At 75.2% G+C, this 14,808-nt stretch carries 8 protein-coding genes; all 8 read left to right on the top strand.

Annotation, left to right across the window (positions count from 1 at the left end):
- Positions 1–53: 53 nt before the first annotated feature.
- The 8 genes from SLP03_RS05190 (at position 54) to SLP03_RS05155 (ending at position 14,804) form a co-directional block, all read left to right on the top strand.
- Entirely contained in the window at positions 54–305 is a 252-nt protein-coding gene (locus SLP03_RS05190) for a hypothetical protein (protein WP_319459358.1), read from the top strand.
- Between the two features lie 126 nt (positions 306–431).
- Positions 432–752, top strand: coding sequence for an integrase core domain-containing protein (locus SLP03_RS05185; protein ID WP_413644395.1), 321 nt, complete (start codon positions 432–434; stop codon positions 750–752).
- A gap of 271 nt (positions 753–1,023) precedes the next feature.
- Positions 1,024–1,638 (top strand): dihydrofolate reductase family protein, encoded by a 615-nt coding sequence (locus SLP03_RS05180; RefSeq protein WP_319459356.1) that lies wholly within the window; start codon positions 1,024–1,026, stop codon positions 1,636–1,638.
- Between the two features lie 134 nt (positions 1,639–1,772).
- Entirely contained in the window at positions 1,773–2,114 is a 342-nt protein-coding gene (locus tag SLP03_RS05175) for a hypothetical protein (RefSeq protein ID WP_319459355.1), read from the top strand.
- Positions 2,115–2,369: 255 nt separating this feature from the next.
- Positions 2,370–5,822: an AMP-binding protein gene (locus tag SLP03_RS05170; protein ID WP_319459354.1), complete on the top strand. Its 3,453-nt coding sequence runs from the start codon at positions 2,370–2,372 to the stop codon at positions 5,820–5,822.
- Positions 5,819–8,983, top strand: a complete 3,165-nt coding sequence (locus tag SLP03_RS05165; protein WP_319459353.1) for a thioesterase domain-containing protein — start codon at positions 5,819–5,821, stop codon at positions 8,981–8,983. Before SLP03_RS05170 ends, SLP03_RS05165 begins: the two co-directional genes overlap by 4 nt.
- The gene (locus SLP03_RS05160; RefSeq protein WP_319459352.1) at positions 8,980–11,286 is read left to right on the top strand and encodes a lantibiotic dehydratase; all 2,307 of its coding nucleotides are present in this window, start codon (positions 8,980–8,982) and stop codon (positions 11,284–11,286) included. The genes SLP03_RS05165 and SLP03_RS05160 overlap by 4 nt, the downstream gene beginning before the upstream one ends.
- On the top strand, positions 11,283–14,804 hold the full coding sequence (locus tag SLP03_RS05155) for an amino acid adenylation domain-containing protein (RefSeq protein ID WP_319459351.1): 3,522 nt from the start codon (positions 11,283–11,285) through the stop codon (positions 14,802–14,804). Before SLP03_RS05160 ends, SLP03_RS05155 begins: the two co-directional genes overlap by 4 nt.
- The last annotated feature ends 4 nt before the right edge of the window (positions 14,805–14,808 follow it).

The following is a 14,808-nucleotide window of genomic DNA, read 5'->3' as shown; positions in this document are numbered from 1 at the left end:
CGAGTTGAGCTTGCTCGTAGACTCAGTCATGTCCAACTGGAGCAGCAGAGTCGATGAGCGACCTCTACGGCGACATCGACGAGTTCGTCCGGTGCCTGCGGCGGAGCGGCCTGAAGACGCTTCCACAATCGCTCGAGGACGCTGTGCTGTACGGCGCCACCAGTGGTGAGATCCTGACCAACGTCGCGCGCCTGCTCGACCGGACTCGTCGAGGGGGATCCAGCCTGCCTGAGGAGCTGGCAGTGCAACGCGACGACATTCTCGACAGGACAACACGTGCCCTCAGGGATGTCGGACAGCGCTGAGCTTCTCACCTTGTAAGAGCAGCCAAGCGAGCAGGCAAACCGGCGCACCGGCGCGGACGATGACAGACGTCGACACCGTGACCCACGGCGAGAACCCTGCCCCTGTCGAAAACCCCATCCGGCCTGGTGGGAGCCGGTGTACGGGGCGTCGGGAACCTTGACCCCGGGTTGCCCCGCATGAACTCCATCATAGAACGGTGGGTGCAGACCTGCCGCCGCGAGCTCCTGGACCGGACCTTGATCTGGATCCAGCACCATCTCCTCCACGCTCTACGGGAGTTCGAAGGCTCCTACAACTTCCACCGGCCCCACCAGGGCATAGCCAACGCCCGCCCACTGCACCCCTTGCCGGAGCCGATCGTCGATCCAGACAAAATGGTCTACCTCAACATACGAAGACGCGAGCGCCTCAGCGGCATCCTCCACGGGTACGAGCATGCCGCGTGAGCTGCGCGGACGAGGTTTTCGGCAAGGGCAGGGTCGTCGAGGACGTCGACCTCACCGAGGGCGAGGACCCGGCCGACACGTACACCCGCGCCACCCGGCTGCGGCTGTAGCGCGGCGGTTTCCAGGCGCACCGCGCTGCAGTCTGTGCCGATGCATCACGACGAGCTCGAAATGCCGACTCTCCGTCGGGACGGATCTGTGGCCGGCCGATGAGTTTGGGATGCTGTGCCGGTCTACCTACCGACACCAACTGACTCGAAGGGACACCCCAATGGCAAAGGTCATCTCCACGCTGTTCATCTCGGCCGACGGTGTGGCCGAGATCGACCCCGATTGGCACTTCCCGTACTTCGACGAGAACATGGGCCGCGCCGTCGGCGAGGACTATGCCACCGCTGATGTGCTGCTCATCGGCCGCGTGACCTACGACAGCTTCGCCGGAGCCTGGCCCGACCGCGAGGCCGCGGGTGGGGACGACGCGCCGTTCGCCAAGCAGCTCGGGGACGTGCGCAAGGTGGTTGTCTCGCGCCAGCCGCTGGAGTTCTCCTGGCGCAACACCGAGCTGATCGAGGGCGATCTTCTCGACGCCGTCGCCTCGCTCAAGGCCGATGCCGGCATCAGAGGCATCCTCATCCCCGGGTCGATCTCCGTGGTGCAGCAACTGCTCGCCGCTGGGTTGGTCGATGAGTTGCGCCTGTTGGTGCATCCGGTGGCGGCGCGTAAGGGCCGCAAGCTGTTCGACGACGGCGACGCGCCGTACCACCTGAGAATGACGGCGACGGACGTGTTTCCGACGGGCGTGATCCGCGTGATCTACTCGCCGGCTGCGGCACCCGCCAAGGTCGGCTACGACGAGGTCAAGGACCAGGTACGCGGAGGGAAATAGCCGCCTTCGCGGGGAGGATCGCCGTATCGGCGCCACATCCGTCGGTCAGCGATGTGATCGTCCGTCACCTTCGCGCATGGGCGGAGCGAGTGCGAAGTGATGTGCCGACTGATCGGCTGCGATGCGGGGGATCGATGCAGTTCCGGCTGCTGGGGCCGTTGTCGGCGACAGCCGATGACGGCAGGGGCGTCGACGTCGATGTGCTCGTGCCCGCCCCGCTGCCGGTCGCGCCGCCCGAGCCGGCGCCCATGCCGACAATGCCCCCGCCCGCAGGCCGGGCATCCGACGGCATGCTGTTCGACGTGGCCCGCCCCGATGCCGCAGGCCGGATCACCGCCCGCCCGCTGCTGCGCGCCCTGGGCTGGATCCCCGGCCTGCCGTACGATGTTGAGAAGCTCCCCGGCGGCCGGGTTGAGCTGCGGCCGCAGGCGCCGCCGCCGCGGAAAATTTCACGGTGGCAAAGTATTTTACCGTAAAATTACCGGCTGGTAGACCCCTACGACGAAGATGGTCTTCGCGCTAGAGGGATGATCGGACGTATTCCGCCGTCCGAGATTCCAGCCCCCCGTCCCCCCTTCGGCTCGACCGCGATCGATGCACTTTCCATCGACGTATCGAGCTTTATTCTGCATCCAGTGTGGAAGTCCTGGGCTGATCATGAGCACGGTTGTCGATTTTCCGTGGCATGTCAGCTGTGGAGTCACGCCATTCTCCTGACAGGACGCATACCGATGATCATCAACCGCTTCGGCGAACTCGCGGCGCGTCACGGTGATCGTCCGGCCATTCTCGGCGAGACCCACGAGGTCAGCTACGCCGAGCTGGCCGGGGCGGCCGGCGGGCACGCCGCCGCGCTCGTCGCCGCCGGCGCCCGGCCCGGCGACCGGATCGCCCTGCTCACCGCGCACGGCACGCCGACCGTCGCAGCGATCCTCGGCACGCTCGCCGCCGGCTGTGCGTACGTGCCGCTGGACCCGGGCTTCCCGGTCGACCGGCTGCGTCACCTGCTCGCCGCCGCCGAGGTACGCGCCATCGCCTGCGCCGCCGAGCACCGGGAGCTGGCCCACCGGCTCGGCGCCGGCCGCACCGTCGTACCGCTGGACGAGGTGCCGGCAGCACCGCTGCGCCCCACCCCGGTCGACCCGGACGCGCTGGCGTACGTCCTGTTCACCTCCGGTTCCACCGGCGTGCCCAAGGCGGTCGGGCAGACCCACCGCAACCTGGCGCACGTCGTCGACAACCAGATCGGCGCCCTGGCGATCGGCCCGGCCGACCGGCTCAGCCTGCTCGCCTCGTTCAGCTTCGACGCGGCCATCCCGGACCTCTACCCGGCGCTGCTCACCGGCGCCGCCGTGGTCCCCGTGGACCTGCGCCGGCACGGGCTGGCGCGCGCCGCCGAGCAGCTGGACCGGCACCGGGTGACCGTCCTGCACGGCACGCCCACGGTCTACCGCTTCCTGCTCGACACCCTCGGCGCGCGGCGGCTCGACGCGGTGCGGGTGGTGCTGCTCGGCGGCGAGCAGGCCACGTACGCCGACGCCGCCCGCGGCCGGGAGCGGGTCCGCCCCGACTGCGAGCTGGTCAACGGCTACGGCGCCACCGAGATGACCTTCGCGGCCCGGCACGCGCTGCGGCTGTCCGAGGTGGATCCGGCCGCCACCGGCCCGCTGCCGATCGGTGTGGCGCTGCCCGGGTACGAGCTGCGTCTCGCCGCCGACGGCGAGATCGTGGTCCGCAGCCCCCACCTCGCCCCGGGCTACCTGAACCAGGACAGCGACCGGTTCGGCATGGACGCCGACGGGACGCGGTCGTACCGGACCGGCGACCTGGGGCGACGGCTCCCCACCGGCGAGCTGGTCTGCCTCGGCCGGCTCGACCGGCAGGTCAAGGTCCGCGGGCACCGGGTCGAGCTGGCCGAGATCGAGGCGGTGCTCGGCGCCCAGCCCGGGGTGGCCGGCGTCCGGGCCATCGCCCGCGACGGCGAGCTGCTCGCCTACGTCCGGCCGGCCGGCGTCGCGCCCGACGCGGCGGCGCTGCGCGCCGCCCTCGCCGAGCGGCTGCCCGAGTACGCGCTGCCCCGGGCGGTGGTGCTGCTCGACGAGTTCCCGCTCACCGTCACCGGCAAGGTCGACGAACGGGCGCTGCCCGACCCGGCCGCGGTGGTGCCGGCCGGGCCGGGCCCGGCGTCGGAGACCGAGCGGATCGTGCACGACATCTGGTGCGCGGTGCTCGGCCGGGTGGTGATCGGCCGCACCGACAGCTTCTTCGACGTGGGCGGCCAGTCGCTGCTCCTCGGCCAGGTGCAGCAGCGCATCGCCGAGCGGTTCGGGGTGCGACTGCCGATGCTGCGGCTCCTCGACCACCCCACGGTGGCCGCCCAGGCGGCGCTGCTCGACACCCCGCCGGAGGCGGTCCGCGCGCCCCTGCTGCCCGCGCCCGCCGCGCCGGCCACCGCCGCCCGCGAGTACAACGGCGACGAGATCGCCGTGGTCGGGCTCGCCGGCCGATTCCCGGGCGCCGCCGACGTGGCCACCTTCTGGTGGAACCTCTGCACCGGGGTCGACTCGATCCACGACCACACCGACCAGGAGTTGGCCGCGCTCGGTGTCGGACCCGCGCTGCGGGCCGACCCGCGGCATGTCCGGGCCGTCGGGCGCCTCGACGGGGTGGCGGACTTCGACGCCGAGTTCTTCTCCTTCGGCGCCGACGAGGCCGCCCGCACCGACCCGCAGCACCGGCTCTTCCTGGAGACCGCGTGGGAGGCCGTCGAGGACGCCGGGCACGACCCGAACCGCTTCCCCGGGCTGATCGGGGTCTACTCGGCCACCTCCGCCAACCGCTACTTCCTCTTCCATCTCATGGACAACCCGGCGGTGGTGGGCGACGTGGACCCGGACGACTGGGAGGCCCGGCTGGTCGGCCGGCAGTTCACCGACCACCTGCCCGGGCAGGTCGCGTACCGGCTGGGGCTGACCGGCCCGGCGCTGGCCGTGCAGAGCGCCTGCTCCAGCTCCCTGGTGGCGGTCTGCCTCGCCGCGCAGGGCCTCGCCGACTACCAGTGCGACATCGCCCTCGCCGGCGGCGTCACCGTCACCTGGCCGCGCCACCGGCACACCCCGGGCGGGCTGGGCTCCCCGGACGGCCGCTGCCGGGCCTTCGACGAGGGCGCGAACGGCTCCGGCTTCGGCTCGGGCGTCGGGGTGGTGGCGCTGCGCCGGCTGGCCGACGCCCAGGCCGACGGGGACCGGATCCACGCGATCCTGCCCGGCTGGGCGGTCACCAACGACGGCCCCGACCGCGCCGGCTTCGCCGTCCCCGGCGCCGCCGGGCAGGCCGCCGCCGTCGCGAGCGCCCTGGCCGCCGCCGACGTCGCCCCCGGCGAGGTCCGCCTCATCGAGGGCCACGGCAGCGGTACGCCGTTCGGCGACGCCATCGAGGTCGCCGCGCTGCACGAGGTGTACGGCGGGGTGGCACCGGTCGAGTCCTGCGCGCTCGGCTCGGTCAAGACCAACATCGGGCACCTCGACGCCGCCGCCGGGATCGCCGGGCTGATCAAGGCGGTGCTCGCCGTCCGGCAGGGGGTGATCCCGCCGAACCTGCACTTCACCCGCCCGCACCCGGAGATCGACCTGGCCGCCGGCCCGTTCTACGTGCCCACCAAGGCGCGGGACTGGCCGGAGGGGCCGCGCCGGGTGGCCGGGGTCAGCGCCTTCGGGCTCGGCGGCACCAACGCGCACGTGGTGGTGGAACAGCCGCCGCCGGTCGACCCGGTCGACGCGCCGGACGCCGGGCCGTGGCTGCTGCCGGTGTCGGCGCGTACCCCGGCCGCGCTGCGGGCCGCGCTGACCCGGCTGCGGACCCACCTGGCCGGCGCCGCCCCGGCGCTGCCCGAGGTCGCCGCCACCCTGGCGCTCGGCCGGCGCGCCTTCGCGCACCGGGCCGCCGTGGTCGCCGCCGACCTGCCCGGCGCGCTCGCCGCGCTGGACGCCGTGCTCGACGGCGACGCCCGGATCGCGGGGGAGGGCGACGCGCTGCGCGAGCTGGCGGCCGACTGGGTCGCCGGGCGGGACGTCGACTGGGCGTTCCTGCACCCCGACGGCACGGTCCGGCGTACCGGGCTGCCCACCTACCCGTTCCAGCGCCAGCGGTACTGGATCGACCCCGTGCAGAAAGGTCCGCGGTGAACTGGTTCGTCTCCGCCGGAAGCCGACCTCAGGCGCCGGTGCGGTTGTTCTGCCTGCCCTACGCCGGCGCCGGCGCGAGCGCGTTCCGGCGCTGGCAGGAAGGGATCGGGCCGGACGTCGAGGTGCTGCCGGTCCAGCTGCCCGGCCGGGAGAACCGGATCAGCGAGGACCCGCGCTTCGCCGTCGCCGACGTGGCCGCCGCCATCGCCGGGCGCGCCGACCGGCCGTACGCCATCTACGGGCACTCGATGGGCGGCCGGGTCGGCTTCGAGGTGGTCCGCGAGCTGCGCCGCGCCGGGCGGACGCTGCCGCTGCGGTTGTACGTCGGCGGCGCCCGCGCGCCGCACGTCACCGCGCCCAGCCTCTTCGACGGGCTGTCCCGGGTGGACGACGAGGAGCTGCTGCGCCGCCTCGCCGACGGCGGCGGGCTCCCCGCCGAGCTGCTCGCGCACCCCGAGCTGGTGGGGCTGCTGCTGCCGCTGCTGCGCGCGGACTTCGGCCGGGTGGACAGTTACCGGTACCGGCCCGAGGCGCCGCTCCCGGTGCCGATCGTCGCGTTCAGTGGCCGGCGGGACCGGGCCGTCGGCCGCGAGCAGAGCGCCGCCTGGGCGGAGCACACTGCCGCCGGGTTCAGCCTGCGCGAGATCGACGGTGGGCACTTCTTCCTGCACGACCGGCTGCCCGACCTGCTCGCCGCCCTCCACGCCGATCTGACCGCCGCGGTCGCGCCGTCCGCCACCGTCGTCGCGTCGCCCGAGCCCGCTGCCGTCCCGTCCGCCGTCGCCCCGTCGGCCGTCGGCTCTGCCGCCGCGACGGTCGCCGGCCGGGACGCCGGTACCGCCGGGGGTGCGCACCGGATGCCGCTCGGCGACACCGGCTGGTCGGTGTGGCGCGACGCGATCCTGCGTACCACCGGCTTCCCGGCCGACGGGTTGGCGCTCTTCTCCGCCCCACGGGCCGCCGCCGCGGCCGACGACCTGCTCACCGCCGGTGCCGACGACGGCCAGTACGACAAGGAGTTCGACGAGGCCGTCCGCGCCGCCGCCCACCGGCTCAGCGCGCTGGCCGTCGACCCGCTGCTGCGCGAGGCGATCACCTGGCAGAACCGGGGCGCGCTGGTCGCGCTCGACGGGCTGGCCCGCGGCGGCGGCGACGCGCCCCGCAACGTCCGCCGGCGGGACCGGGAACGTGCGCTGCTCAAGTACTGGCAGCGGTACGGCGGCAAGAACGAGACGGTCGGCTTCTTCGGGCCGAGCTGCTGGATCACCCTGGACCCGGAGCAGCCGGAGGTCGCCCGGATCACCGCCGGGCCGGGGCTGACCCGCCGCCGCTGGGTGTGGTTCGAGTCCTGGGCGCTGTCGGCGTACGCCGATCAGATCGGCACCGACCTGGCGGCGCGGCGCTGGTGGCCGCCGATGCTCTGCGCCCACCTGAGCGTGCGCGACCGCACCGTGCTGCGTCCCGGTCGCCCACCCGTGCCGCTCTCCCCGGTGGAGGCCGCCCTGCTCGCCGCCGCGGACGGCCGCCGCCCCGCCCACGAGCTGGTCACCGACCCGACCGTCGGGCTGCGCCGCCCCGAGGACGGGTACGCGTTGCTGGATCGGCTCGTCGAACGGGAGCTGATCACCTGGGACGCGGCCCTGCCGGTCAGCCCAGCCGCCGAGGACGTGCTGCTCGCCCGGATCGACGGCATCGGCGACGAACCGGTGCGGGCGGCCGCGCGGGCCGGGCTGGACCGGCTGCGTGCCGCCCGGGACGAGGTCGCCGCTGCCGCCGGTGACCCGGACCGGCTGCGGGACCGCCTGGACGCCCTCGACGCCACCTTCACCGAGCTGACCGGCCAGCCGCCCCACCGCAGGCTGGGACAGATGTACGCCGGTCGGACGATCTGCTACGAGGACACCAGCCGGGACCTCGACGTCGTCCTCGGCGCGCCGCTGCTCGCCGAGCTCGCCGCCCCGCTGGACGTGCTGCTGCGGGCGGCCCGGTGGATGGTCACCGCCCTGGCGGAGGCGTACGCGGCGGTGTTGCGGGAGCTCTACGACGAGCTGCGCGCCGAGGCGGGCGACGGCCCGGTGGCGCTGTCCGACCTGTGGTTCCTCGTCCAGGGGCTGTTCTGGGGCACCGGTGAGCGGCCGGTGGACGCGGTGGCCGCCGAGTTCGCCGCCCGGTGGGCCGGCCTGTTCGGGCTGGCCGACCTGCCTGCCGGCACCACCGAGGTGCGGCTGCCGGTGGCCGACCTCGCCGACCGGGTCGACCAGGCCTTCCCGGCCACCCGGCCCGACTGGTCCAACGCCGTCATGCACAGCCCCGACCTGCAGATCTGCGCCACCGACGCCGACGCGCTGCGCCGCGGCGAGTACACCGTGGTGCTGGGAGAGCTGCACGCCGCCTGGTCCTCCTTCGACTGCGCGGTCTTCACCCCGTCGCACCCCGACGTGGAGCGGCTGCGCGCCGCGCTCGCCGAGGACCTCGGCGAGCACCGGGTCCGGCTACTCTTCCCCGCCGACTGGCCGCGGCGGACCAGCCGTACCGCCGAGACGCTGACCGGCCCGACGGACCGGCACCTGGCGTTCCAGCCGGCGCCCGGCGGTGAGCCGGGCCGGGTGCTGCCCACGGTGGACCTGGCCGTCACCGAGCAGGACGGCCGGCTGGTCGCCACCGCCCGCGACGGCCGTCGGTGGTCCCTCACCGAGGTCTTCGCGGAGCTGCTCAGCGCGCACGCCGTCGACGGTTTCAAGCTGGTCGCGGCCGCCCCCTACACGCCCCGGATCACGCTGGACCGGCTGGTGGTGGCCCGGCAGACCTGGCGGACCACGGTCGGCGGGTGCGGCCTCGGCACCGTGACCGGGGAGCGGGAGCGGTTCCGCGCGGTGCGGGGCTGGCGCCGCCGGCTCGGCCTGCCGGAGCAGGTCTACGTCAAGCTCGGCACCGAGACCAAGCCCTGCTTCGTCGACCTGAGCAGCCCCGCCTTCGCGAACATGTTCTGCGCGATGGTCCGCGCCGCCCGCGCCGACGGCGGGGAGGCCACCTCCCTGGTGGTCAGCGAGATGCTGCCCACCCCGGACCAGGCCTGGGTGCCGGACGCCGCCGGAGCGCGATACTTCAGCGAACTGCGCCTGCACATCGTGGACGCCACCGGGCCGGAGGCCGGCCGATGAGCCACCTGCTGCCGCTCGGCGACACCGGCTGGTCGGTGTGGCGGGACGTCCTGCTGCGTACCGCGGGGTTCCCCGCCGACGGGCTCGCCGCCTTCGCCGCGCCCGAGGCCGCCACCGCCGCCGACGCGCTGCTGGCCGGCGAGGGCAGCGCCGAGGCGTTCCACAAGGCGTTCCGGGACGCCGTCCTGGACGCCTCCGTGCGGCTGGCCCGGATCGCCGCCGACCCGCTGCTGCGCGAGGCGGTCACCTGGCAGAACCCCGGCATGCTGGTCGCCCTGGACGGTCTGGTGACCGGTGACCCGGCGGCCCGCAACTGGCGCCGGCGCAGCCGCGAGACCGCGCTGCTGCGGTACTGGCAGCGCTACTGCGGGAAGGCCGAGACGATCGGCTTCTTCGGGCCGGTCTGCTGGGGAACCGTCGACCCGGCCGGGTCCACCCGGCTGGTGCCCGGGCCGGGCCTGGTCACCCGCCGGGCCGTGTACCTCGAGGCGTGGGCGCTGGTGGCGTACGCCGACAAGCTCGCCGCCGACCTGACGGTGCGCCGGTGGTGGGCGCCCGCCCTGCCACCGCACCTGAGCGTCGAGGGGCGCCGGCTGTGCCGGCCGCTGCACCCAACGCTCGAGCTCTCCCCGGTCGAGGCCCGGCTGCTGGCCGCCTGCGACGGGCGTACCCCGGCGGTGGCCGTGGTGCGGGAGGTGCACGCCGACGACGCGTCGGGCCTGCGCAGCGTCGACGACGGCTACCTGCTGCTCGACCGGCTGGTCGCCCGCGGCCAGCTCGACTGGGATGCCGGGCTGCCCTACAGCCCGCGCGCCGAGCAGGTGCTGGCCGACCGGATCGCGGCGATCGGCGACGCGGACGTCCGGGCCGAGGTCACCGCGGGCTTCGACCGGCTCCGGGCGGCCCGGGAGGCGGTGGCCGCCGCCGCCGGTGACCCCGACCGGCTCGGCGCCGCCCTGGCCGCGCTGAACGCGACGTTCGCCGCGCTGACCGGGCAGGCCCCGACCCGGCGCGGCGGCGAGATGTACGCCGGCCGCACCGTGGTCTACGAGGAGACCGCCCGGGACCTCGACGTTACCGTCGGCGGCGCGGTGCTGGAGGCGCTGGCCGCGCCGCTGGCGGTGCTCCTGCGGGCCGCCCGCTGGCTCACCGCTGAGATCGGCGACGCCTGCCACCGGGTCCTCGCCGAGCTGCACCGCGAGCTGGCCGCCGAGGGGCCGGTCCGGCTGGCCGATCTCTGGTCGCTGGCCCAGGGGCTGCTGCTGGCGCCCGGCGGGCCCGTCGTCACGGCCGGCGCCGGATTCGCCGCCCGCTGGGCCGAGCTGTTCGGGCTCGACGCGCTCCCGGACGGGCGGCCGGAGCTGCGGCTGGACAGCGCCGACCTGGCCGCCCGGGTCGACCGGGTCTTCCCGGCGGACGCGCCCGGCTGGCCCTCCGCCCGGATCCACAGCCCCGACGTGCAGATCAGCGCGGCCAGCGTGGACGCGGTGCACCGGGGCGAGTTCCTGCTCGTGCTCGGTGAGCTGCACCCGGCCACCACGCCCTTCGACAGCGTCGTGTTCACCCCGTTCCACCCCGACCCGGCGGCGCTGCGCGCCGGGCTCGACGCCGACCTGGGGCCGACCCGCACCCGGGTGCTCTACCCGGCGAGCTTCCCCCGGCAGACCACCCGCACCACGTACGCGCTGACGGGTCCGAGGGACCGCCAGCTCGGCATCGACACCGCCCGGGGCGCCGACGCCGAGCGGCTCGTCCCGGCCACCGCGGTCCGCGTCGACCTCGACGGCGAACGGTTGATCGCGGTCTTTCCCGGCGGCGACCGCTGCCCGCTGGTGGAGGTCTTCGGCAGCCTCCTCGGCGTGCTGCTGCTGGACAGCTTCAAGCTGCTCGACCCGGCGCCGCACACGCCCCGGATCACCATCGACCGGCTGGTCGTGGCCCGCCGCACCTGGCGTACCACGGTTGGCGGCTCCGGGCTGGCCGGCGTCACCGGCGAGGCGGAGCGGTTCGTCGCGGTCCGCCGCTGGCGGGACCGGCTCGGCCTGCCCGAGCAGGTCTTCGTGAAGGTCGGCACCGAGGTCAAGCCCTGCTACGTCGACCTGACCGGCCCGCTGTACGCCCAGTCGCTCTGTGCCATGGTCGACGCCGCCGCGAAGACCGGCCCGGACGTCGCCCTGGTCGTCAGCGAGCTCCTGCCAGGACCGGCGGACGCCTGGATCACTGACGCCGCCGGCCGTGGCTACGTCGGCGAACTGCGCCTCCAGATCACCGATCCAGCCACCTACCGGGGAGAGAACGGGTGACCGACATCCTGTCCATCAGCGCCGTCGCCGGGGAGCCGCTGCCCTGGCCGGACGGGACGCTGGCCGACCTGATCACCGCCCGGGCGGCGCGCTGCCCGGACGCGGTCGCGGTACGCCAGTGGGACGACCGGCTCACCTACCGGGAACTGGTCGGCCGGGCGGCCGGACTGGCCGCGGCGCTGCGGGCCCGGGGCGTCGGCCGGCAGACCCGGGTCGGCGTCTGCGGCGAACGCCGCCCCCAACTGATGGTCGACGTCCTCGGCGTGCTGTTCGCCGGGGGCTGCTACGTCCCGCTGGAGCCGGGCGGCCCGAGCGAGCGGCGGCGCGAGATCGCCGCCGACGCCGGGGTGTCCCTGGTGGTCGGCGACGCGGCGGCGGCCGGTTTCGCCGACATCCCCGGCGTCGAGGTGGTCGCCCCGCCCGGCCCCGCCCCGCTGGCGCCCTGCCCGGCGCGCCCGGGCGACCCGGCGTACGTGCTGTACACCTCCGGCTCCACCGGCCGGCCGAAGGGGGTGCTGACCACCCACCGCACCGTGGTCGAGTTCGTCACCGGCTGCGCGGCGCTCAGCGGCGCAGACGCCGGGGTGCGCAGCCTCGGCATCGCCTCGCTCGGGTTCGACGCGGCCACCATGGACCTCTTCGTCCCGCTGCTGCTCGGGGGCAGCGTGCAGCTGCTCGGCGCGGACGACCGGTCCGACCCGGCCCGGCTCGCCCGGTTCATCGCTGCACACGAGGTGAACTGGGGCTTCATCACCCCCACCGTGCTGTCCATGCTGGACCCAGCCGAGGTGCCGGACTGGCGGACGATCCTCTGCGGAGGCGAGGCGGTCCCCGCCGAGCTGGCCGGCCGGTGGGCGCCCGGGCGGCGCTTCCTCAACGGCTACGGCCCCACCGAGACCACCGTGCTGGCGGTCAGCGGCCCGCTGGCCGCCGACGAGACCGACCCGGTGCCGATCGGGCTGCCGCTGCCCAACCACCGGGCGTACGTGGTGGACGCGCAGCTGCGCCCGGTGCCGCCGGGGGAGACCGGCGAGCTGTTGATCGGCGGGCCCGGCCTGGCCGACGGGTACCTCGACCGGCCCGGCCTCACCGCCGAGCGGTTCGTCCCCGACGCGTTCTCCAGCCTGCCCGGCGAGCGGCTCTACCGCACCGGCGACCTGGTCCGGCAGCGCGACGACGGCCGCATCGTCTACCTCGGCCGCGCCGACCGGCAGGTCAAGGTCCGTGGGCAGCGGATCGAGCTGGGCGAGGTGGAGGCCGTGCTCGCCGGTGCGCCGGGCGTCGACCGGGTCGCCGTCGAGGCGGTGCCCGCTCCGGCCGGCACCACGCTCGTCGCGTTCCTCACCCCGGCCGCCGCGCCGGACGACGCGACGCTACGGGCGTACGCCGGATCGCGGCTGACCGCCGCGATGCTGCCGGCCCGGGTGCTGCGCCGCGACGAGCTTCCGGTCAGCGCGACCACCGGCAAGCTGGACCGGCCGGCGCTGCGCGCCCTCGCCGGCGCCGCGCTGGCGACCGACGACCCGGCGGACGAGGTCACCGACGTCGCCGACCCGGTCGAGCGGGCGGTCGTGCGGACCTGGACCCGGCTGCTCGGCGCCGTCCCCGACCCGGACACCGACTTCCTCGCCGCCGGCGGCAACTCCATCGTGGCGATGCGACTCGTCGCCGCGCTCCGCGCCGAACTGGGCCGGCACGTGGACACCCGGGACGTGCTGGCCGGGCGCACCCACGCCGGCCTGGTCGCCCGGCTGCGCGCCGCCGCCCCGGCCGCCGCCGACGGGCTGACCACCGGCAACCCGCCCACCCTCTCCCCGCCGCAGCGCCGGCTCTGGTTCGTCGACCAGATCGCCCCCTCCAGCGCGCCGTACAACATCGCCGTCGCGCACCGGCTGCGCGGCCCGCTGGACACCGCGGCGCTCGGCGCGGCGCTGCGGGCGGTCGCCGAACGGCACGACGTGCTGCGCTGGCGCATCCCGCAGACCGCCGGCGTGCCGTACGCGGTCCGCGAGGAACCCACCGACGTGGCGGTGCCGGTGGTGGACCTGACCGGCGTCGCCGACCCGGAGGGCGACCTGGCCACCATGCTCGCCGCCGGCGCCGCGCATGCCTTCGACCTGGCCACCGGGCCGCCCTGGCAGGTGACCGTCTACCGGCTCGGACCCGACGAGCAGGTGCTGGCCATGACGATGCACCACGCGGTCTTCGACGGCTGGTCCGAGGCGGTCCTCTACGACGACCTCGCCGCCGCGTACGCCCGGGCGGTCGCCGGCGAGCATCCGGCCCTGCCGCCGCTGGCCGCCACGTACGCCGACTACGCGGTGTGGCGGGCCGAGCGGGACCGGCGTCGCGGCCCGACCGACCTGGCCTGGTGGGCCGACCACCTGCGTGGCGTGTCCACCGTGCTGGAGCTGCCCCGCGACCGGCCCCGCCCGGCGGTGCAGACCTACGCCGGCGCCGAGGTCGCGGTGCGGCTGTCCGAGGCCGCCGACCAGGCGGTCCGCGCCCTGGCCGCACGGCGCGGCACCACCGTCGCGGCGGTGCTGCTGGCGGGCTTCGGCGAGCTGCTGCGCCGGCTCACCGGCGCCGCCGACCACGTGGTCGGCGCGATCGTCGCCGACCGCCGGCTGGCCGCCTTCGACGACGTGGTCGGTTTCTTCATCGACACCGTGCCGGTGCGGCTGCGCACCGGCGGCGTGAGCTTCGCCGAGCTGGTCGACCGGTGCGCCGCCGAGCTGCACGACGCCACCGCCCATCCCGGCGCGCCGCTGGAGCGGATCGTCGAGGCGCTCGGCGTCGGCCGGGACACCTCCCGGGCGCCGCTGGTGCAGGTCCTGTTCAACGTGCTCAACTTCGCCCCGCCCCGGCTGGCGCTGACCGGGCTGACCGGCGCGCCGGTGCCGGTGCCCAAGCCCGGCTCACCGTTCGACATCACCGTCTACGTGGTGGAGCGGGACGGCCGGTTCGGGGTGGACGTGGTGCACAACCCCGACCTCTTCGACGCCGACCGGGTCGACACGCTCCTGACCGACCTGGCCGCCCTGGTCGGCGCGCTCGCCGCCGACCCCGACAACCCCGCCGACACGGTCGCCGTCGAGCTGCCCCGGCCCACCGTCCGGGTGGCGGCGCTCGGCGCGATGACGGTGGCCGCCGCCGAGGCGCCGCGCGGCACCGCGGTGCCGGCCGGCCCGTACGCGCTCACCGAGACCGAGGAGCTCATCGCCGGCATCTGGCGGGAGGTCCTCGAACGCGACCGGGTCGGGGTGGCCGACAACTTCTTCGACATCGGCGGGCACTCGCTGGCCCTGGCCGCGGTGCACGCCCGGCTCACCGCCGCCACCGGCCGCTCGATCACCATGCTCGACCTGTTCCGCCACCCCACCGTCCGGTCGCTCGCCGCCAGCCTCGACGGCGCCGTCGACCGACCCGAGCTGGCCCGCGCCGCCCTGCGCGCCGCCGCCCGCCGCAGCCGTACCCGCCGCAACCCACCCCGCCGCCCCGGCGGCACCGCGCAATGAAGGA

Source organism: Micromonospora sp. RTP1Z1, assembly GCF_033804685.1.
Taxonomy (GTDB): Bacteria; Actinomycetota; Actinomycetes; order Mycobacteriales; family Micromonosporaceae; genus Micromonospora.
The sequence above is the reverse complement of the archived record's forward strand: the minus strand, read 5'-3'. Positions and strand labels throughout refer to the sequence as shown.

What these genes read in the sequence shown, in the direction of transcription:
- SLP03_RS05190 (WP_319459358.1), top strand. Translation starts at nt 54, where the DNA reads ATGAGCGACCTCTACGGCGACATCGACGAGTTCGTCCGGTGCCTGCGG.
- SLP03_RS05180 (WP_319459356.1), top strand. Translation starts at nt 1,024, where the DNA reads ATGGCAAAGGTCATCTCCACGCTGTTCATCTCGGCCGACGGTGTGGCC.
- SLP03_RS05175 (WP_319459355.1), top strand. Translation starts at nt 1,773, where the DNA reads ATGCAGTTCCGGCTGCTGGGGCCGTTGTCGGCGACAGCCGATGACGGC.
- SLP03_RS05170 (WP_319459354.1), top strand. Translation starts at nt 2,370, where the DNA reads ATGATCATCAACCGCTTCGGCGAACTCGCGGCGCGTCACGGTGATCGT.
- SLP03_RS05160 (WP_319459352.1), top strand. Translation starts at nt 8,980, where the DNA reads ATGAGCCACCTGCTGCCGCTCGGCGACACCGGCTGGTCGGTGTGGCGG.